Below are 21,315 nucleotides of genomic sequence, written 5' to 3' on the forward strand. Positions count from 1 at the left end.
CACAGGTAAACATAGCTGAATTCTCCATCCTTTCCATCCTTAAAGTTTATTGTTCAACTAAATTCCCTGCAAACATGGAAGTGCTTGTAAACAATAAACTTTATGCGGTGCAGCCAGGAACAACTGTCGCTGCCCTCTTACAGTTTATCCAACTATCATCAGAAAAAGGCGTAGCCATCGCCGTCAACAGCCAGGTTATACCAAAGACCTCCTGGCCCGATCAGACCTTGCAGTCCGCTGATAAGGTCACGATCATCCGTGCCACGCAGGGAGGATAATCCAACGACCTGTTGTACACAAAAGAATTGCTGATGGACCTGCATTGCCATAAGGGCATTGTCATGCCCATACGTGAACACATTGTACACCAGCCACCCTGCTATTCAACATTTTTCCAACTTAATTCCTGATCTGTAAATCATTCAACGATTATGCATTCCATTTCCCGTACGCCATTCCCGGCGTCCAGAAAAATCTACGTCGATGGCGTCGCCATGAGAGAAATAACGCTGACAAACACACGCCTGCACGGTTCTAAAGGGGAGGAAGTTCCCAATGCACCGGTAGTGGTATATGATACCAGCGGACCATACACCGATCCTGATGCTCACATCGATGTACGCCAGGGTCTGCCCAGACTGCGTGAAAAATGGATCCTCGATCGTGACGATGTGGATAAACTGCCAGGTATCACTTCTGATTATGGCAGACAAAGACTGGAAGACAATCGTCTCGACTCCCTGCGCTTTTCTTATCAGCATTCTCCGATGAGAGCAAAAGCCGGCCATAACGTATCCCAGATGCACTATGCTAAAAAAGGCATCATCACCCGGGAGATGGAATACATCGCCACGCGTGAAAACCAGTGCGTAGAAAAACTCTTCCAGGAAAATAATGCCCTCTGGCAACAACACAAAGGACAATCCTTCGGCGCTAATACGCCCGTAAAGTTCATCACCCCTGAATTCGTCAGACAGGAAGTAGCTGCCGGCCGCGCCATCATTCCCAATAATATCAATCACCCGGAAAGTGAACCCATGATCATCGGGCGCAATTTCCTGGTGAAGATCAATGCCAACATCGGTAACTCCGCCGTTACCTCCAGCATAGAAGAAGAAGTAGAAAAAGCCGTATGGGCCTGCCGCTGGGGCGCTGATACCATCATGGATCTCAGCACCGGCAAACACATTCATGAAACAAGAGAATGGATCATCCGTAACTCTCCTGTGCCTATCGGTACCGTACCAATCTATCAGGCACTGGAAAAAGTGAACGGAAAAGCAGAAGAGCTGAACTGGGAAATATTCCGTGATACCCTGATTGAACAGGCAGAACAGGGTGTTGACTACTTCACCATTCATGCCGGCGTACTGCTGCGTTATGTACCACTTACCGCACGACGCACGACCGGTATCGTATCCCGTGGTGGATCGATCCTCGCAAAATGGTGTCTGGCACATCACAAGGAAAACTTCCTCTATACCCATTTTGAAGAAATCTGCGAGATCATGAAGGCATACGATGTCGCCTTTTCTCTGGGAGATGGTTTACGTCCGGGTAGTATCGCCGATGCAAATGATGCAGCACAATTCGCAGAACTGGAAACACTCGGCGAACTGACACACCACGCCTGGAAACATGATATACAGACCATGATCGAAGGACCAGGACACGTACCGATGCACCTGATCAAGGAGAACATGGATAAACAGCTGGAGCATTGTAAAGAAGCGCCGTTCTACACACTCGGCCCCTTAACTACAGACATCGCCCCAGGTTACGACCATATCACATCCGCTATCGGAGCCGCAATGATCGGCTGGTTCGGTACCGCTATGCTGTGTTACGTAACACCAAAAGAACACCTCGGATTGCCTGATAAAGAAGATGTAAGACAAGGGGTTATCACTTATAAAATTGCCGCTCATGCCGCCGACCTCGCAAAAGGTCATCCTGGTGCGCAACACCGTGACAACGCATTGAGTAAAGCCCGCTTTGAATTCAGATGGGAAGACCAGTTCAATCTGTCTCTCGATCCGGAAACAGCACGTTCTTATCATGACGAAACACTGCCTGCCGAAGGTGCAAAAGTGGCTCACTTCTGCTCCATGTGCGGACCACATTTCTGTTCGATGAAGATCACACAGGAAGTACGCGATTATGCCGCTTCTCAACAGATAGATGAAACGCTGGCACTGGAAACAGGAATGGCGGAACAGGCGAACGCATTCAAAGAACAGGGTGGGGCCATCTATTTTTAATGATACAGATCATCACACCTCCTGCCTGGCTGCCGGAAGAAACGCTTTACTGGCAACAGCTGCTCGATGAAGGCGCTGACAGCATCCTGCTACGCAAACCAGGATGGTCGGCCGCTGATTATGAACAGCTGTTGCTGGCAGCAGACGCCTCCTGTTACAGTAAACTCATGATCGCCGGGCATCCGGCGCTTTGTGAGAAGTATGGTTTGCAGGGCATACACTTCAGCGAAAATGCGGGCAGTCTGCTAACAGCAGCCGATATCGCTACCTACCGGCAGCAAGGCTGGCTGCTCAGCACCAGTGTGCATACAACAGCCGCTTTACAGACAGCTGATGTTCACTGGGGCCAGCAGTTGCTGGCGCCTATCTTTGACAGCATCTCCAAACCAGGTCATAATAGCTTGTTCAGGGAAGATTTCAAACTGTCTAAGGGAGCTTACCAGGGTAAGGTACTGGCGCTGGGAGGAATAGATCATAATACCGCAATAAAAGCCCGCAATATGCAGTTTGACGGGATTGCCCTTCTGGGCGCCATCTGGCAGCAACCTGCGACAGCAATCAGCAGGTTCCGCCACATCCGGAAGCTATGGCACAACACCGCCCATTTGTCTTAAGCCTCGCCGGTCTTGATCCTTCCGCAGGAGCAGGTTTACTGGCAGATATCAAAACGTTTGAGGCACTGGGTACCTACGGACTCGGTGTGTGTACCGCCCTGACCGTACAAACGGATACGCGGTTCGTATCTGCCGAATGGCAGTCTGCTGCACAGATCATCGCACAGGCGCAACCTTTACTGGAAAGCTTTCCTGTACAATACTGCAAGATCGGTATCATGAAAGATGTGCATACCATGCTGGAAGTCATCAATGCTATCAGGGCCATCACACCGGATATCCGGATCGTACTGGATCCTGTTCTCAAAGCCAGTGCCGGATACACCTTTCATGATGATACACGTCTGAGTGCCTGGAAATCGGTATTACAGCAGTTATACCTGTTGACGCCCAATCTCCAGGAAGCATTGCTGTTAAGCGGAGAAAGGGAGGGACAAACCGCAGCCCGCGTATTATCGGCTTATTGCGCAGTACTATTGAAAGGCGGACACCGGGAAGATAAACCCGGCATTGACAGCCTGTATTTATCTGCACAGAACGACACAGATAAAGTACTCGATATACCTGCCGGCAAAGGAAAGGTATATCCGAAACACGGATCAGGTTGCGTGCTGAGTGCAGCTATCACCGCACAACTGGCTGCCGGTGTTCCTTTATCAACCGCCTGCATAACGGCCAAACTGTACACAGAAAAGTTTCTGGCCAGTCATTCATCACTATTAGGTTATCACAACTCATGATCAGCTCATTGCATTACATATCACAGCAAACGGCCGGTGCGACTCACCTGGACAACATACAGGAAGCCTGTGAGGCCGGTTGCAGATGGATACAGCTCCGCATCAAAAACGAAGCGTCCGAAACAATACTCAGCACAGCCATGACGGCAAAAGCCATCTGTTCGAAGTACAATGCCACATTGATCATCAATGATCATCCTGACATTGCAAAGAAAGTAGGGGCACATGGCGTACATGTCGGCAAGCTGGATATGACCGTAGCAGAAGCACGTGTCCTGACCGGTGAAACATTTATCATTGGTGGCACAGCCAATACATTGGAAGACATTCTCGTTCACGTAAAAGACGGCGCAGATTATGTCGGAGTCGGCCCTTACCGCTTTACCAGGACAAAAGAAAAACTCAGTCCTATACTCGGACTGGAAGGTATTGCCGGTATCATGCAGTCGCTCAAGGATATGGGCATCCATATTCCGGTCATTGCGATCGGCGGGATACTGGCAGAAGATATACCGGCGCTCATGGCGACAGGTATACATGGTATTGCTGTCAGTGGATTAATCACGCACGCTGCAAATAAATCTCAAACCGTATCATCACTTACAATATGACACCTCTCGTTATAGCAGGACATACCTTTTCCTCACGGCTGTTTACAGGTACGGGTAAATTCTCTTCCCCTGGTATCATGGAAGCGGCCTTACTGGAATCGGGCTCCGAATTGGTTACCGTAGCATTGAAAAGGGTAGATGTGCATAACCAGTCAGACGACATGCTGCAACATGTACATCATCCGCAGTTAAAACTATTGCCCAATACTTCCGGAGTAAGAACAGCAAAAGAAGCTGTTTACGCAGCACAACTGGCCAGGGAAGCACTGGAAACAAACTGGCTGAAGCTGGAGATACATCCTGATCCCCGGTATTTACTTCCCGATCCGATAGAAACGCTGAAAGCAGCAGAAGAGCTGGTAAAACTCGGTTTTATCGTATTGCCTTATGTACATGCCGACCCGGTGCTTTGTAAGCGGCTGGAAGAAGCAGGTACGGCGGCAGTGATGCCGCTTGGTGCACCGATAGGTAGTAATAAAGGTCTGAAAACAATCGACTTTTTAGAGATCATCATTGAACAGAGTAATGTACCTGTCGTGGTGGACGCCGGTATTGGCAGTCCGTCGGATGCGGCAAAAGCCATGGAGATCGGTGCGGATGCCGTGCTGGTCAACACAGCTATTGCGGTGGCAAAAGACCCGGTATTGATGGCGCGTGCTTTCAGACAGGCTGTAATTGCCGGCAGACAAGCCTATGAAGCAGGACTCCCTGCCGTACGCCGGGAAGCAGTAGCTTCCAGTCCGCTGACAGGTTTCCTTGATGAAGTATAAATCCATTCACCATGTCAGGATTCAAAGACATTTTTGACCAGCACGACTGGGACGATATAAAAGTCTCCATTTATGCCAAAACAGCCCGTGATGTAGAAGCTGCGCTCTATAGTAACAAACGGACGCTGGAGGACTTTAAGGCGCTGATATCACCGGCTGCGGCGCCTTATCTTGAACAGATGGCCCAACTCAGCCGGCAGCTGACGCAACAACGTTTTGGCAACACCATGCAATTGTACATACCGCTGTACCTCAGTAATGAATGTCAGAATATCTGTACCTACTGCGGTTTCAGTCTGGATAACAAGATTGCCAGAAAGACGCTGAATAAGGACGAAATACTGCGGGAAGTAGCCGTTATTAAGGCAATGGGATACGATCATGTATTGCTGGTAACCGGAGAGGCAAATCAGACGGTAGGGCTGCAGTATTTCCAGGAGGCACTGGAGACCATCCGGCCGCATTTTGCGAACATTTCCATGGAGGTACAACCCATGGACGAAGCGGACTATGCAGCGCTAAAACCTCATGGTTTGCATGGCGTGCTCGTCTACCAGGAAACCTATCATCAGGCAGATTATAAGCTGCATCATCCAAAGGGTAAGAAATCCAACTTCCACTACCGGCTGGATACACCGGACAGGCTCGGCAGAGCAGGTATCCACAAAATGGGGTTGGGGGTGCTGATCGGACTGGAAGACTGGCGTACAGACAGCTTCTTTACGGCCTTACACCTGCAATACCTGGAAAAGACCTACTGGCAAACAAAGTACAGTATTTCATTTCCAAGGTTGCGCCCCTGTTCAGGCGGATTGCCTCCTAAAGTGGAAATGAACGACCGGGAACTGGTACAGCTGATCTGTGCCTACCGGCTACTGGATCAGGAAGTGGAATTAAGCCTCTCTACCCGCGAAACGCCGAGGTTCCGGGACAATGTTATCAAACTGGGTATTACAGCGCTCAGTGCAGGCTCTAAAACGAATCCCGGAGGGTATGCCACGGATCTGTCTTCCCTGGAGCAATTTGAGATATCGGATGACCGTAGTCCGGCGAGCATCGGTGGTATGCTGCGGGCGCAGGGATATGAGCCGGTCTGGAAGGATTGGGACGAAGGCTATTAAAGAGTATAATAAGGTCAGCCCCGCTTTTTGGCGGGGCTGTGAATTTACCTAAATCCATTACTGAAATTTGTTACTTATAGAGATAAGTAGCCGCTTAATCTTACATTTCAAATGTAAGATGCTCATAATGAACAACCACGTTGCTATCAATCTTGAACAAAAAGAACAACGCTATTCAAAATGAACGGCGACTCATCAATGAGGGATCTTCTCCAGGTCCCTGTAAGTTCTTACAGTCTCTCTTGAGCCTCTGAGCGCTCCTTTCTGGTTAGCGATCAGTTCTCTGACACTATAAGGCATCGGTATACTGGAGCGTAATATCTCCTCATAAGTCCGCTGTGCCGCAGCTTCTCCGTATTCGCAGGCGGAGAGGATAGAATGACGGTCGTGTCCGGAGAAAGTAGCTTTCACATCCATCCATGTTCTGTAAATCTTTCCGTAGATAGTAGATTGCCCCTGCGTCTCTTCACCACTTTCGATCAATAATTTATTCAGCTGCTCTATATATGTATTACTTTCTTCTGCCATTCTTTGAAACAGGGCTTTCAGGTCCGCATCATCGGTCTGATCAATTGCCTTTCTATATCCTTCCACGCGATCACGGTTGATCCTGACCAGGTCATTCAGGGCTTCCAACAATTTTTCATTGAGTTGCATGATAGTAGGTTTTTAAATAATTCTATGATGATTATATATATGAAAGTAGGGGTTCAAAAATATGACCAGTTCTTTGCATTCAACAGCAGCGGGGCTCACGGCTGTTTGCGATTAGCGCGCTGACGGACATTTTGCCCTTGCTGGGGAATACGTTCCACATGAAAAACAGGTACAGAAATGATGGTACACATTCTTCCTGCAAGGGGGTGATACCTGGAAATGCTTATACATACTGGGCTTCTGGGGTATCAGGGACCATTAACACTATCTGGCATAAATTTTCTATTTACAATTTTAACCAAATCTTTTTGATATGAACGGCTTACTTTATTTAATCGCAGTTATTCTGATTATCGGATGGGTTCTGGGTGCGTTTGTTTACTCCGCTGGCGGTCTTATACATGCACTGCTGGTACTGGCTATTATCGCTATTCTTGTAAATATTATACGCGGCCGGGCTGTTTAGGCCAGGCAACCAAGCTCCATTGTGTATGAAAGGTAATCAATCGTACTGAAGAGACATAAACACTCTTATCAGCACGATTGATTACCTCTTTGTAATTTAACGAAAACCCGCTACAGTCAAGCACTTCAATTGAATAATTTTTTATCGGATTTAAAAACCAGATAGATTTAGTCCCCGTATATCCAATCAGACGCACCTGTGTGATCCGGAAGCATCTGGTGTTTCAGCTCTCGCGAAGCTTTCCATTTCTATTCTATCGTTTTCATTTTTCTTTCTCGGTTAACCAACCACGTATAAGTTTTCATTCACACTAAAACTCATTTTATGTTCATACGGAAAACCCGCTCCGTGGCCAGTAATGGTAAGGAGGAAGGTATTGCCATGCCCAATGTACATCGTCGTACTTTTCTCAAATACGCTGGTATGGGAGCTATGGGAGCTGCTGTTATTACCGCCGGATCATTAGCTGGCTGTAGCAGTGAAGATGGCGGTGGTGATGTTGCTCCAGGTACAGGAGTAAGTCTAGGTAGCGGTGACTTTGCAGTGTTAAATTATGCCTTTGCATTAGAACAACTGGAAGCAGCCTTTTATACGCAGGTAGTAGCAACTCCGTACACAGGTATTTCAGATGTGGAACGCATCTTCCTCACCGACATCCGGAATCATGAAATAGCGCACAGAGAATTTTTCCGTAAAGCGCTTGGAACAAATGCAATACCTAATCTGACAGTAGATTTCTCCACCATTGATTTTACCAGCAGGGATAAAGTACTCGCTGCTGCAAAAACCTTCGAAGATCTGGGTGTTGCAGCCTATAACGGAGCAGGGAAATTTATCACTACCCCCAACTATCTGGTGCTCGCCGGTAAAATAGTATCTGTTGAAGCAAGACATGCCGCATTGATCAGGGACCTTATCAGTAACGGTTCTTTCGCATCTGATGCAGATGCCAACGGATTAGATTTTGCGAAAACGCCGCAGGATGTATTTGCGGCAGCAAAGGTGTATATCAAGACAGAGATCGACACTAATACGTTGCCGAAATAACAACTGCATTCCTCATTGTAAAACTGATCAAAATGAATCTTCAAAATATATTCTCTGAACTAGAAAAACAGGACGCCGAACTATCCGGACGTCTTGATACCCGCAGAGATGCGATGAAGCAATTCCGGAATATAGGCCGTGTACTGGCATTATCAGCTATTCCGCTTGCATTAGGCAGCATGTTGAAAAAGGCTTACGGACGCACTCCGCAGGATGTGTTGGGTGTATTGAATTATGCGCTCACACTGGAATACCTGGAAGCTGAATTTTATGCGACCGCTATTACTAAAACCTCTTTATTCCCTACACCTGCTGCACTGGCCGCATTTACAACTATTGCCAACCATGAAGCAGCTCACGTAGCACTATTAAAAGGAGCGATCAGCGGCGCTGGCGGTACACCTGTTACTAAGCCTACTTTCGACTTCGCCGGTGGTGCGCTTAATCTGCCTACGTTCACAGACTATCCGACACTGTTAACAGTAGCACAGGCATTCGAAGACACCGGTGTACGGGCTTATAAAGGCAAAGCAACGGTGTTGATGGAAAATCCGGCGGTACTCACTGTAGCGCTGCAGATTCATTCCGTAGAGGCACGCCATGCAGCACATTTACGTTATATGCGCAGGAACCTTACATCAGCACCGCAACCGGCATTAAAGCCCTGGATCACCAATGCAGAGAACAATGTAGCGATCATCCAACCGGTATATGCCGGAGAAGATAACGATGTTCAGGCAGGCGTCACCATTACGGGTATTGCGACGCAGGTAGATAAAGCTGCTGCGACAGAAGCCTTTGATGAATTCCTGACGGAAGACGCGGTACTTGCTATTGCAGGAAACTTCATCAAAAAATAATCTCTTTAACCGTTCAATATCTTGTGGGAAAGTACCCACAAAAAGGTGTCACAAAGGGAATCCTTCTGCCAATGCAGAAGGGTTCCTTATTTTCATTCGCTACTTTTGCAGACATGCAAAAAATGCGTCTATGAGAAAATTATTACTATTGGCCGTCTTACTCGGAGCCTGTACTGCCGCCAAAAAAACGGTCGTTACTGAAGCCCCTGTACCGGCTATTTCATCCCTAAAGCTGTTGCATAAGTATGTAGTGCCATACAACAGGCCATTTAACCGTACCACAATCGGAGGACTATCGGGCATAGATTACGATACCGCCCGTAACGTCTATTATATCATCTCTGATGACAGGTCAGAACATCAGCCAGCCAGGTTCTATACGGCGCAGATACCGCTATCCGGTAAAGCAGGCGACAGTGTGGTCTTTAAAGACGTCACGTCCCTGCGTATGCGGAACGGCAATGTCTATCCTTCCAATGCTGAATTTGCACCTGATCCGGAGGCGATGCGTTATAATCCGCGTACCAGAAGACTGATATGGAGCAGTGAAGGGGAGCGCCTGCTTTCTCCGACCGGCTATATCATCAATGACCCCGGCGTTTATGAAATTGACATGAACGGCTTGCTGCAGGATAGTTTTTATTTACCGGGACAGTTTCAGATGCATGCTTCTGAAAGCGGTCCGAGACGCAATGGCGTATTTGAAGGTCTGAGCCTTACTCCTGATGGACAAAACCTTTTTGTCAGCCTGGAAGAGCCTCGTTATGAAGACGGTCCGAGAGCAGATTTCAAAGATACCAGCGCCTTTGTACGACTGATCAAGTATGATATGAAAAACCGTAAGGCAGTTGCTCAGTATGCTTACAAGCTGGAGCCTGTTGCCCACGAGCCGGTACCTGCCAATGACTTCCGGGTAAATGGTATTTCAGATGTAATTGCTTTATCAGCCAACAAGCTGCTGGTAATGGAACGCTCTTACTCCAGTGGTGTAAAGAATAATACGATCAGGGTATTCACAGTAGAAATACTGGATGCTACTAATATTAACAATGTAGCGTCTTTAAAGACGACTAAAAACTTTATACCAGTAAAGAAAACGCTTTTGTTGAATTTCGACGACCTACATACCTATGTAGACAATGTGGAGGGTATGACTTTCGGTCCGATATTACCAAATGGACACAGAAGTATGATATTTGTAGCCGATAATAACTTCGACAAAAGAGAGGAAACACAGTTCTTTATATTTGAAGTAGAGTAGAGGGATACTATTTTATCATTAATCATAAAGTTTAAAGGAAAGTATGCCAAAATGCTACTTTCCTTTTTTTGTTTTTACAGAGCAGTTTCTCATATTTGTAGTAAGGCCGTGAAATCCGGCTTTTAGTCACTACCACGGCAGTTTCCATGACAGGAAAAGTTTTTTGCAAAAACGTTTTACTTTACTTAAAAAATATTATACTTTTAACGCGAGCTTAACATACTAAAGAACCGAAATCGTATCTAAAACTTAACTATTGAAGTAAAAGTAGAATTCCGAAAACGTTATAGAATCATCAATTATTTACTGTAGCTTCTTCCTTATCCCACGGATATCGATCAGCATTCAATTATTTCATTACAGAGCCACGTAAAATAATGATGTAGTGTAGTTGTCAATAATCTGATCTCAGGAACGCATATGCGGACGAAAGTTTGCATGGCCAGCCAATCTATTCTCTAAAACCTCCAGAATATGAAGTCTAAATTCACACGTTTCATGAGGATTGCTGTGCAAGGAACATTAGCATTGCTAATGACATTGCAGGCGTTCTCACAAAGCCGGAAGATCTCCGGAAAAGTCCTCGACAACCGGGACAATTCGCCTCTCCCCGGGGTTTCTGTACAACTTAAAGGCACGGCGACTGGTACACAAACAAAAGCAGATGGTACGTATAGTATAGATGCTCCAAGTGGAAGTACGATCGTATTCTCCTTCATCGGCTACCTGCCGCAGGAGAAGGTGGTTAATGGCGCCAGCACCATTAACGTCAGCATGTCCTCTGACGTAAAATCACTCCAGGACGTTGTAGTAGTAGGTTATGGTACCCAGAGACGTTCTGACCTGACGGGTTCCGTAGCATCTGTTAAAACCGCTCAGCTGGAAGAAAGACCGGCAGCATCTGTGAACCAGGCGCTGGCAGGCAGAATCCCGGGCGTACAGGTTAATACCAACTCCGGTCGTCCGGGTGGTCAGACCAACGTACGTATCCGCGGTTTCAGCTCCATCAACACCACCAGTAACCCACTGTATGTGATCGATGGAGTAGTCATTCCGGTAGGTGCGCAAACGCAGAACAGTAACGCGATTGACTTCCTTAACCCGAATGAGATCGCTTCTGTGGAAGTACTGAAAGATGCATCTTCTACCGCAATTTATGGTGCGAGAGGTGCGAATGGTGTTATCCTCGTTACTACTAAAAGAGGTAATGCGAGCGGTAGCCGTGTAACTTATGACGCAGGTCTGTCCTACAACATTCCTGGTCCTCACAGAGTAGAAATGCTCAATGCAAGAGAATATATGCAGGTAGAAGACCTGGCCTGGAAAAATGCTGAGATCTATGATCCGGTAGGTTGGGCTGCAGGTAACTACGTGTCCAAAGATCCAAAGATCAAACGTTCAAATCCACTGTTGTTCGACAGCAATGGTAATCCACTGTACGATACTGACTGGTTCAAAGAATCAGTACAGAAAAAAGTATCTCACAGCCATCAGCTGGGCTTCACCGGTGGTGATGAAAACAGCCAGTTCGGTCTCTTCCTGGGTTACAGAAATGACCAGGGTCTGCTCCTGAACTCTTATCTGAAAAGATATTCTGCTCGCTTCACATTCGATAGCCAGATGAAACCTTGGCTGAAAGTGGGTGGTTCACTGGGTTATACCAACCAGGATGAAAACCTGGTAGATATCGGTACCGGTGGTCTGAACTCCGTGCGTATGATCACAGAAGCACTGCCTTTCCTGCCTGTAAAAATGCCGGACGGCACATACAGCAATAACAAACTGTATCCTGGTGCTGAAGGTGGTTCTAACCCTGTTCACATCCTGACTGACCGTAAATACGTTCTCCAGACGCAGAATGTACTGGGTAATGCCTACGCAACAATCTCCCTGGCAAAAGGCCTGGAATTCCGCAGTGTGGTAGGTGCTAACGTAGTGACCCGTGGCAGAAACGAGTGGAACGGCCGCTCCCTGCTGGATATCTCTGCTACACAGAAAGGTATTGCGATCGTAGCGAATGACAGAGAAACTTACTGGTCTTTCGAAAACTACCTGACTTATAACAAACGTTTCAATCAGGTACACTCCATCAGCGCACTCGCTGGTCTTGGCTGGCAGAAAGATAACATCTTTGGTTTCAACGTACGTGGTGAGAACTTCTCTACCGACTACTTCCAGACCAACAGTATCGGTTCTGCAGGTCTGATCCCTTCTTCCGGCGCTGCTTCACGTAACCTGGGTTTTGCTTTTAATTCCTACTTCGGTCGTGTAAACTATAGCTACAAAGACAAATACTTAGCAACCATTACAGGTCGTGTGGATGGTTCTTCCAAATTTGGTCCTAACAACAAATATGCGATCTTCCCGTCTGGTGCATTGGCATGGCGTGTGTCTGAAGAGCCTTTCCTGAAAGGTAATCCGACCATCTCTACGCTGAAAGTACGTACCAGCTACGGCCTGACAGGTAACTCTGAGATCGATCCATATAGCTCTTTGTCCCTGCTGGCTGCAAACAACGACTACGCTTTCCCGCTGAATGGTCAGAAAGTACAGGGTGTTGGTACAAACAGACTCGCAAACGAAGACCTGAAATGGGAAAAAACTGCGCAGTATGATTTCGGTGTGGAACTGGGTCTGTTGAAAAACAGAATCTCCCTGGAAGCCGATGTATACTACAGAAAAACTACGGACATGTTGCTCGAAGCACCGGTGCCTACTACCAGCGGTTATACCATTATCCGCAAAAACATCGGTTCTATGGAGAACAAAGGTCTTGAAATCGGTATCAACAGCGTGAACGTTGAAACAAAAGACTTCACCTGGACCACTACCTTTAACATCTCTTTCAACAAAAATAAAATCCTGGCTCTCGCTACTCCTGCCGACGTATTCGGCGTGGGTGGTCCAAACTTCACCAACCAGACAAACATCCTCCGTGTAGGACAACCTGTAGGTTCCTTCTGGGGCCTGGTACGTGAAGGTACCTGGAGCACTAAAGAAGCAGCTGAAGCAGCACAGTTTAAAGACTACCGTGGTGGTAAACCAATCCTGCCTGGCGATATCAAATACCGTGATGTAAACGGCGACCACGCGATCAATGACGCTGACCGTATGATCATCGGTAATGGTAACCCTGACGGATGGGGTGGTTTCTTCAACACCTTCAAGTACAAAAACCTGGATCTGACGATCGAGTTACAGTTCGTATACGGTAACGATGTACTGAACATGACTCACCACTCCGGTGAAGACCGTACAGGTCTGGCAAACAGCTTCAAATCAGTACTGAACTACTGGACAGAAGATCACCAGAACACTGATATCGCCGCTCCACGTGATCCGGCTGCTGGTTATGTAACCAACGTTGATACCCGCTGGGTAGAAAATGGTTCATTCCTGCGTGGTAGAAACCTGGGTCTGGGTTACAACTTCTCACCAGAATCTCTGAAAAGACTGCACCTCTCTAAACTGAGACTGTATGCATCTGTTCAGAACTTCTTCCTGGTTACGAAGTTCAGTGGTAATGATCCGGAAGTTAGTACTTATACCCAGCCATTCGCACAGGGTCAGACTTTCTTCGATTATCCCAAACCAACCACGTTCCAGCTGGGCGCTAACGTTGCGTTCTAATCCAACATTTATCAGAAAAAAGAGATGCTCATGAAGAACTACATTAAGAAAACCGCATTCGGCATATTACTCGGAAGCAGCCTGTTTATGACCGGTTGCTCCAACTTCCTGGATGAACAGGATCCATCCAACCTGTCGCCAGACAGCTATTACACCATACCGGAACACGCAGATGCTGCCGTATATGCGGCTTATGCACGTGCCCGTTTTATCGGTAGCGGTGCAGGTATCTTCTCTGCCAACTTCCAGATGCTGGAAGCGCCAACCGGAACTATCACTACTGCAACAGCGCAGAACTCCGATCTGAACAACCTGTTAGGTCTGGTATATGATGGTGATAACCTGCATGTAAGACAATGGTGGACTGGCGCTTACAGAGTGATTGCACAGGCCAACCTGGCACTGGAAAAGATCCCTGGCATCAATCCAATGGATGAAGCACAAAAGAAAAGAACACTGGGTGAAGCCAGCTTCATGCGTGCATGGGCTTACTTCTATGTCGTAAGACTGTGGGGTGATGCACCACTGATCCTGAAACCACAAACAGCAAGTTCTCCTGATTTCTATCCTACACGTACTTCTACTGAAGAAGTGTACAACCAGATCATTGCCGACCTGAAAACAGCGGAGGCAGCCGGTCTGCCATGGATGGACGCATCCGGAAGGGTAGGTCTTGCCGCTATCAAAACTGAGCTGGCAAAAGTATACCTGACAATGGCCGGTGCGCCGCTGAACAAGGGTACTGAGTATTACAAACTCGCCGCAGATAAAGCGAAAGAAGTACTGGATTATTCAGTAGCAAATCCAACGGTTGTAAATCTGTTCACCAACTATGACGATCTGCATTCTGTAACACAGAACAACAGAATGGAACACCTGTTTGAAATACAGTACCTGGCTGATATCGAGGGTAACCCGATGCAGTCCCTGATGCTGCCAAACAACTCCCTGGCTAAAAACATCTCTGCATATGGTAGTGGTGTAGGTAGCTCTGTTCCAACAGTATCTTTCTACAATTCTTATAAGAAGTATAATCCGACTGACAAACGTACCGACGAACAGCAGTTCTTCTTTACTTCTTACTTTGTAGATGGTTCGGGGGCAGTGTTCCCACTGGGTGCTCCTTATCTCTTCAAATTCTTTGACGTAGCTTGTCACGGCGCCCCTGGTAAACCAGGTACAGGTAGAAGTAACCTGAACATGCCACAGATCCGTTTCGCAGAAACACTGCTGATCTATGCGGAAGCACAGAACCAGGCAGACGGATCACCAAATGCAACATCTTATGATGCACTGAACCGCGTACGTGGCAGAGCTAATCTTGGTGCATTATCAGGTCTGACAAAAGCAACTTTCGAAGAAGCAGTATGGCGTGAGCGTTGGCATGAATTTGCCTATGAAGGCATCGTTTGGTTTGACATGGTGCGTCTGAAAAAAGTGTACAACGAAGACACCAACGGTTTCGACAACTTCACAGGACACGTTAACAAGAACTCCGGTGCTACTCTCGCAGATAAACACCTGCTGTTCCCATTGCCGATCCAGGAAATTCGTAACAACCCGAATCTGAGACCTCAGAATCCAGGTTACGGTTCCTAATCAAACCGCTTATAAAAAGGAAAGAGGCTTATCACCATATGGTGATAAGCCTCTTTCCTTTTTATGAATATCCTGTTGCCGCTTTAAGACCAGATGCCGTTGGAGGCTGTCAGTATCACTGGCTTGCCATCCGTTACAATGATCGTGTGTTCATGCTGCGCTACAAAGCTGCCGTCATTGGTCACCAATGTCCAGCCATCTCCCATATCATAGGCATAAGATGCCTTTGTAGAGATAAATGTTTCTATAGCCACTACACTGTTTTTATGGAAGCGGTTCTTATTTCTGCGATCGTAGTAATTAGGGATCTCTTTAGGTTCTTCATGCAGGCTTCTGCCAATGCCATGACCCACCAGATTCTTAATCACCCTGTAACCCATTTTTTTTGCAGATCTTTCTATCAGATCACCCACATCCGCGATCTTCACACCCCCTCTGATTTCATTGATCGCTTTCTGTAAGATCAGTTTGGACGCGTTCACCAATGGATTATGATTGTGAATATCTTCTCCCAATACAAATGATCCGCCGTTATCACCCCAGTAACCATTCAGCTCTGCAGATACATCTACGTTGATCAGATCTCCTTCTTTCAGGATCTTATGTTCAGATGGAATACCATGCGCTACTTCGTTATTCAGGCTGATACAGGTCCATCCAGGGAAACCGTAAGTCAGCTTCGGAGCAGATCTTGCTCCCAGTTCACTGAGCAGTCTTCCTCCATATTCATCCAGTTCTCTCGTAGACATGCCCGGCGCTGCGTATTCCCGCATTTTCTTCAGTGTAATACCTACTGCCTCGCTTACGGCCTCCATACCGGAAATATCTGCATTGGATGTAATTGACATACCTTGATTATTTAGTAATGTTATGAATGATGGCTGCGTGGATCTCTTCAACAGATCGCATTTTATTGTCCTGATCGTAACAAACGATTTTCGTCACGGTCGCGTCTGTATCCGCTAATATTTCATACTCACGTTTTACCGCCAGCTGTAAGGAAAAATCTTTCTCATGTATATCGTCTTTTCCATTCAGGTATTTCCTGTCTTCTCCGGATCGACGCCGGGCTAATGCCTGTTCGGTATGGGAGAAAGGAACATCCAGGTACACAGAAAGATCCGGCTGAGGAATACGGTTGTATTCATATTCAAACATATTGATCCAATCACGCAGCTCTTGTTTCTCTTTGTCCGTTTTCAGCTTTGCACACTGGAAAGCGATATTGGATAATACATAGCGATCTACCAACACTACATATCCGCTGGCCAGCCATTCATTGATGGTGTGTGAAAAAGCCTTTCTGTCTTCTGCAAATAACAGCGCTACCAGTTGCGGGTGAACGTCTTTTACATCTCCGAACTCGCCCCTGAGGAATTTGGCGATCATTTCACCAAAAACGCCTTCCTGTACAATAGGAAAATGTACGAACCTCGTTTCTATACCCTGTTGGTTGAAAAACTGTTGAAGTAAATTGATCTGTGTGGACTTGCCCGCTCCGTCCAATCCTTCGATGGCTATAAACCTGCTGTTGTTTTGCATTAAAATCAGTTAAAACTATCGGCAAAGATACCACTTATTCAACGAACGAGGTCCGGCCTCCATCCAGCTCAATGACATCTATGAGAAAATGCTCCTCATCCACTTCAAAATCTCCTGCTTTCATATTTTTCAGCGTCAGCGTTTTCCAGGAGCAGGTAGGGTGGATAAACCTCAGCTGTTCCCTGGCGGTTGTCACTTTCACAGGCATACTAAAATCAGGTACATCTGCCTCCCAACGGTATCTGAGCAGCAGGTTATTTCCCTGTTCCTGCAGACTGTATTCCAGCCGGGGCAGATGTGTGTACTTCAGGTATTGGTTGAAAAAAGCACTGTAATCATGTTTTGTAAACTGGTTGATGTAGCTGATCAGGTTATCCGAAGAAAGCGTCTGGTACCGGAAATGCTGCTGGATACCTCTGAGCAGATCAAACCAGAGAGTGTCATTGTGCAGTACATTCCGGAAAGTATGCAGCATCAGGCTACCTTTGGTATACATGTCATTGATGTCATAGAAAATGTGGTTCACGTCATACACCCCGATGATCGGCTCCCTATTGCCAACACCCTCTTTCTGGTCATTCAGATAAGTAGATGCCAGCTGTTTATCAAATAAGTCCTCTACCACCAAAGATTCCGCATAAGTAGCAAATGCCTCATGCATCCACATATCTGCCATATCCTTACAACTGATCGCGTTTCCCCACCATTCATGGGCAGCTTCATGCCATACCAAAGCCGGCATTTCCGGCACCTGGTTCCGGTTGATCTTCCCGATACAGACACCACTCTGGTGTTCCATAGGGTAGGGGCTTTCCAGCAGCGTAAATCCATCCCGCCGGAAGGCATAAGGACCAAAGTTTTCCTCATAACAGGCCAGCATCTGTTTTACTTTGGCGAAAAGCCGCTTTCCTGCCTCAAGATTATAGGGCATCACGTAGTAGTCGATGGTGAGACTGTCAGCGCCCACATACAGGTCAGTATAGTGCGCATACTTCCCGATACAGAACGTAGCGTTGTAATTGTTGATCGGATAAGTTACCGACCATTCAAAGCGGGTCTTTGTATTGCCGACAGGAACTTTTTGCAGTAATCGTCCATTGGAGATTTCAGTATAGCCATTGGGTACCGTGATCGAGATATGCATACTGTCCGGTTCGTCTGACAAATGATCTTTACAGGGCCACCACAGACTAGCACCAGAGCCCTGGCATACTACCTGCGCCCAGGGATTCCCTTTTTCGTCCTTATCCCATAATACGCCGCCATTCATGGGTATACTTTTATCCGGTACCTGGGGCGTGCCTTCGTAGTAAATGGTGATTTCGCCGGTATTGCCAGGAGTCTGTCTTTCGGGAAATTGCACAAAGACCGCATCATATTCCCGCGTGTATGGCAAAGGCTGACCTTTATACAGGATCCGTTCAATCTGCATGTTCGCATACAGATCTATCTGCATCCTGTCAAAGGCTTGCTGCACCTTATACCTGATCTTGTTATTTCCTTTCAGAAAATGCCGCTCCAGATCAACATCCACATCAAGATCGTAAAAGGTCACATCGTAACAGGAGCGGAGCGGAGAGAGCTGTCCGCGGAGGGTATCTGCCCTGGTAAAACCATTCTGACGATTTGGGACTTTCCTGACTACTTTCACAACGGGAGGAGCCCCTTTCACAGAGTCAGGTAATTCCGGCTGCAGGATATTATAGTTCTCCCAGAAGGCCGCATCGTAATTGCTGCCAATGAGGTTATTCATAGAATTCTGATGACTGCTGACACCTGTCTGAAACTGCTGTACACTATCCTTGTCGATACCGGTGACCAGGAAATTGAAATCCCCGGTCCATGGAACATCGCTGAGATTTCTTTTCCGGCTGTTAATGACCACATCCCAATGCCGTAATACAGTCTGCAGGTAATACTTGCCCTGGAAAGCCTGATAACTGATCGTCATTTTAATGCCCGTAAAATCCAGGGTACCACCGACTACTTTGGACATGATTGTATACCGGAGACCACCTTTCCCATGTTTGTTGATATAATCGTTCCCCGCAGGGGTCGTTTCCATTTCAAATCTGACCATTGCCAGCGTTGCCTCGTCGATATAAATAGTCCCCTTTATAATCCCTTTTCTGGTGTTTTTCTTAGGCGTGATCCGGATAACCAGCAACTGACGATCATCCTCTGCGATCGTTTCTGCCAGGGTGTAATTGTAATAGCGAAAATTTTGCGGCGCCAGGATACTGTTTTTGACATTGTTGTATTTGATGATATCTTCTCTCAGCGAGCTATAGGCCGTATTCGTAATATTACCGATCCATCCATAGAATTGCGGATCATTATTAGGAGGAGAAGGTATTTTCCGGCCTTTGATAATCCTTATCTGGTCGCGGTGTTCTTTATCTCTGCGAAAAGTCTTGAAGACCTCTAATACGGATTCGTTATAGTTAAGGGTATCATTATCAAAGTGAATATCCTCCCGGTAAAAAGCTGTCATCCGGGTATCGGTAGTATCATAGTTTTGAGGAATTGCAGCAATCGCCTTTTGCAGTATCTCCAGTCCGCTTTTCAAATGGATCGCCACTTCCGGCAAGGAGATGACAGCAGGTGTGAGTCCGATCTCTACCTGTTGGTCAGTGGTGGTGAATAGTCTGGTCACGGAGCGGTAACCGATACAGGAGATCAGTACACTATCTGCTACCGGGTGTTCGGGTATCTTGAAAGTAAAGGTACCCAGGTTATTGCTGATGGTACCTGTGCTGCTATGCTTCAGCCGGATGTTGGCGGACGGAATAGGTTGATGTGTGGTCGCGTCTGTAATGATACCGCTGATGATAATAAACCGGTCCTGGCTGAAGATCGGCAGAGCATTCAGGAGTAAACAGACAAGGAGTAGGAATCGTGGATACATGGCTTCTTTTTTATCAGCAAAAGAAGCCTACAGACCTTGTTCCATCCACTCAAATCCGGATTTGAACAGTTTTTAAAGCGTGCATTTACAGGGTTCAGGCCATTTTGTTCTGATTGTTCATGTATTCCCTGGGCGACATACCGGTATTGTTCCGGAAGGCACGTTGAAAGGTGGGGAGGGAGTTAAACCCTGATTCGAGGGCAAGGCTCATGATGGTATATTGCTCCTGCCGGGATTCCGCAATTTTCTGTTTAAAGGCGGCAACCCGGTATTCATTTACAAACTCATTAAAGCTCTTTTGGAGGTGCTGGTTTAGCACTGCGGAGATAGTTTTAGTAGGCAATCCGGTATGTTGTGCTACCAGCGCAAGGTTCAGTTCCGGATTCAGGTACAGTTGATCCTGTTCCATGGCTTTCATCAGCAAAGGCACTGCTTCACCGATAACTGTATCCGGAATAGGTGCGGGAGGGGTAGCCGATTTTTTAGCCGTTGTTTCTTCTTCTGCCGTCATCATATATCCCTTGATCCCGAGATAATAGATCAGGATCACCAGGGGAATGTATACCGGGTACCAATCCACCATATCCAGCAATTTGTCTGTATACTTTGGGATGACGTAAGGCACCAGGTAAACAAACCAGATCAGCTGAAAGACCAGGAAGACTTTCAGGAATTGTCTTATCCAGCGAAGGTGTTTTTCATTGTTGACCTGTGCACTTGAGATATACCGGTAGGAGAGATAGACGTAGATGGTCATAGAAAACCATCGGGGGATATCTGCATACACATTGTAGGTATCGATCGCGATTCCCCAGGGCTGCGGATGATTCTTCAATATGCCACCCATTACGCCGCCGACATAAGTTACAGCGATCAGCTGGGGGACGATATCAATGATAGTTGAGTAGAAATGAGGTCTGTGTGTTGTGTTTACCCGGAAGGCCGGGTCCAGACTTGATTTTACATAGAAATAAAGTAATGGACCTAACGGCATGACCACCACGAGTGGTACAAAATTCAACAGGAATTGCAGTAAGGGTAGTTCATTGATCCAGCTGGACTCGAAAATATGCAGGTTCAGGCAGGCCAGTGCGATGAGCAGGATCAATATAGCGAGCAGCCGGTCTCTCGCCGGACGTTTTTTGGAAAAGAACAACAGTCCGCTCATAATGAAGCCTTGCAGGGCGCCAAGCAGCATCAGGGTACTGAATATTCCGGAGAAGCTCAT

General features: G+C 46.9%; 18 protein-coding genes. 13 read left to right on the plus strand and 5 right to left on the minus strand.

Translation table 11 applies throughout. The annotated features are described in order from the left end of the window. The first annotated feature begins 74 nt into the window (after nucleotides 1-74). The 7 genes from thiS to thiH all read left to right on the plus strand — a co-directional run bounded on the left by thiS (nucleotide 75) and on the right by thiH (nucleotide 6,117). Nucleotides 75-278: a sulfur carrier protein ThiS gene (gene thiS, locus CPIN_RS03055; protein WP_012788294.1), complete on the plus strand. Its 204-nt coding sequence runs from the start codon at nucleotides 75-77 to the stop codon at nucleotides 276-278. A gap of 153 nt (nucleotides 279-431) precedes the next feature. After that, nucleotides 432-2,261 carry a phosphomethylpyrimidine synthase ThiC gene (thiC, locus tag CPIN_RS03060; protein WP_012788295.1) on the plus strand — a complete coding sequence of 610 codons (1,830 nt, stop codon included), beginning with the start codon at nucleotides 432-434 and terminating at the stop codon, nucleotides 2,259-2,261. Next, entirely contained in the window at nucleotides 2,261-2,875 is a 615-nt protein-coding gene (locus CPIN_RS36275; RefSeq protein ID WP_012788296.1) for a thiamine phosphate synthase, read from the plus strand. Before thiC ends, CPIN_RS36275 begins: the two co-directional genes overlap by 1 nt. After that, a complete protein-coding gene (locus CPIN_RS03070) occupies nucleotides 2,848-3,615 on the plus strand; it encodes a hydroxymethylpyrimidine/phosphomethylpyrimidine kinase (RefSeq protein ID WP_012788297.1) in 768 nt (255 codons plus the stop codon). The genes CPIN_RS36275 and CPIN_RS03070 overlap by 28 nt, the downstream gene beginning before the upstream one ends. Beyond that, the gene (locus tag CPIN_RS03075; protein WP_012788298.1) at nucleotides 3,612-4,226 is read left to right on the plus strand and encodes a thiamine phosphate synthase; all 615 of its coding nucleotides are present in this window, start codon (nucleotides 3,612-3,614) and stop codon (nucleotides 4,224-4,226) included. Before CPIN_RS03070 ends, CPIN_RS03075 begins: the two co-directional genes overlap by 4 nt. Next, nucleotides 4,223-4,996: a thiazole synthase gene (locus CPIN_RS03080; protein ID WP_012788299.1), complete on the plus strand. Its 774-nt coding sequence runs from the start codon at nucleotides 4,223-4,225 to the stop codon at nucleotides 4,994-4,996. Before CPIN_RS03075 ends, CPIN_RS03080 begins: the two co-directional genes overlap by 4 nt. A gap of 11 nt (nucleotides 4,997-5,007) precedes the next feature. Further along, the gene (gene thiH / locus CPIN_RS03085; protein ID WP_012788300.1) at nucleotides 5,008-6,117 is read left to right on the plus strand and encodes a 2-iminoacetate synthase ThiH; all 1,110 of its coding nucleotides are present in this window, start codon (nucleotides 5,008-5,010) and stop codon (nucleotides 6,115-6,117) included. A 195-nt stretch (nucleotides 6,118-6,312) separates the two neighbouring features. On the opposite strand, the gene CPIN_RS03090 is transcribed toward thiH, so the two are convergent. Further along, nucleotides 6,313-6,774 (minus strand): ferritin-like domain-containing protein, encoded by a 462-nt coding sequence (locus tag CPIN_RS03090; RefSeq protein WP_012788301.1) that lies wholly within the window; start codon nucleotides 6,772-6,774, stop codon nucleotides 6,313-6,315. A gap of 313 nt (nucleotides 6,775-7,087) precedes the next feature. On the opposite strand from CPIN_RS03090, the gene CPIN_RS38585 reads away from it, so the two are divergent. The 6 genes from CPIN_RS38585 to CPIN_RS03115 all read left to right on the plus strand — a co-directional run bounded on the left by CPIN_RS38585 (nucleotide 7,088) and on the right by CPIN_RS03115 (nucleotide 15,637). Next, nucleotides 7,088-7,240, plus strand: a complete 153-nt coding sequence (locus CPIN_RS38585; protein WP_012788302.1) for a lmo0937 family membrane protein — start codon at nucleotides 7,088-7,090, stop codon at nucleotides 7,238-7,240. Between the two features lie 324 nt (nucleotides 7,241-7,564). Next, nucleotides 7,565-8,287: a ferritin-like domain-containing protein gene (locus CPIN_RS03095; protein ID WP_012788303.1), complete on the plus strand. Its 723-nt coding sequence runs from the start codon at nucleotides 7,565-7,567 to the stop codon at nucleotides 8,285-8,287. A 32-nt stretch (nucleotides 8,288-8,319) separates the two neighbouring features. Beyond that, nucleotides 8,320-9,147, plus strand: a complete 828-nt coding sequence (locus tag CPIN_RS03100; protein ID WP_012788304.1) for a ferritin-like domain-containing protein — start codon at nucleotides 8,320-8,322, stop codon at nucleotides 9,145-9,147. A 130-nt stretch (nucleotides 9,148-9,277) separates the two neighbouring features. Further along, nucleotides 9,278-10,408: an esterase-like activity of phytase family protein gene (locus CPIN_RS03105; protein ID WP_012788305.1), complete on the plus strand. Its 1,131-nt coding sequence runs from the start codon at nucleotides 9,278-9,280 to the stop codon at nucleotides 10,406-10,408. 474 nt (nucleotides 10,409-10,882) lie between these two features. Next, on the plus strand, nucleotides 10,883-14,038 hold the full coding sequence (locus tag CPIN_RS03110) for a SusC/RagA family TonB-linked outer membrane protein (RefSeq protein WP_012788307.1): 3,156 nt from the start codon (nucleotides 10,883-10,885) through the stop codon (nucleotides 14,036-14,038). Nucleotides 14,039-14,068: 30 nt separating this feature from the next. Next, nucleotides 14,069-15,637, plus strand: coding sequence for a RagB/SusD family nutrient uptake outer membrane protein (locus CPIN_RS03115; protein WP_012788308.1), 1,569 nt, complete (start codon nucleotides 14,069-14,071; stop codon nucleotides 15,635-15,637). Between the two features lie 83 nt (nucleotides 15,638-15,720). On the opposite strand, the gene map is transcribed toward CPIN_RS03115, so the two are convergent. The 4 genes from map to CPIN_RS03135 form a co-directional block, all read right to left on the minus strand. Beyond that, the gene (map, locus tag CPIN_RS03120) at nucleotides 15,721-16,485 is read right to left on the minus strand and encodes a type I methionyl aminopeptidase (RefSeq protein ID WP_012788309.1); all 765 of its coding nucleotides are present in this window, start codon (nucleotides 16,483-16,485) and stop codon (nucleotides 15,721-15,723) included. A 7-nt stretch (nucleotides 16,486-16,492) separates the two neighbouring features. Continuing rightward, a complete protein-coding gene (tmk, locus tag CPIN_RS03125) occupies nucleotides 16,493-17,179 on the minus strand; it encodes a dTMP kinase (protein WP_012788310.1) in 687 nt (228 codons plus the stop codon). 34 nt (nucleotides 17,180-17,213) lie between these two features. Further along, a complete protein-coding gene (locus CPIN_RS37840; RefSeq protein ID WP_012788311.1) occupies nucleotides 17,214-20,087 on the minus strand; it encodes a DUF5686 family protein in 2,874 nt (957 codons plus the stop codon). 94 nt (nucleotides 20,088-20,181) lie between these two features. Beyond that, nucleotides 20,182-21,315, minus strand: a complete 1,134-nt coding sequence (locus CPIN_RS03135) for a helix-turn-helix domain-containing protein (RefSeq protein ID WP_012788312.1) — start codon at nucleotides 21,313-21,315, stop codon at nucleotides 20,182-20,184.

The organism is Chitinophaga pinensis DSM 2588 (genome assembly GCF_000024005.1).
In the GTDB taxonomy this organism is placed as follows: Bacteria; Bacteroidota; Bacteroidia; order Chitinophagales; family Chitinophagaceae; genus Chitinophaga; species Chitinophaga pinensis.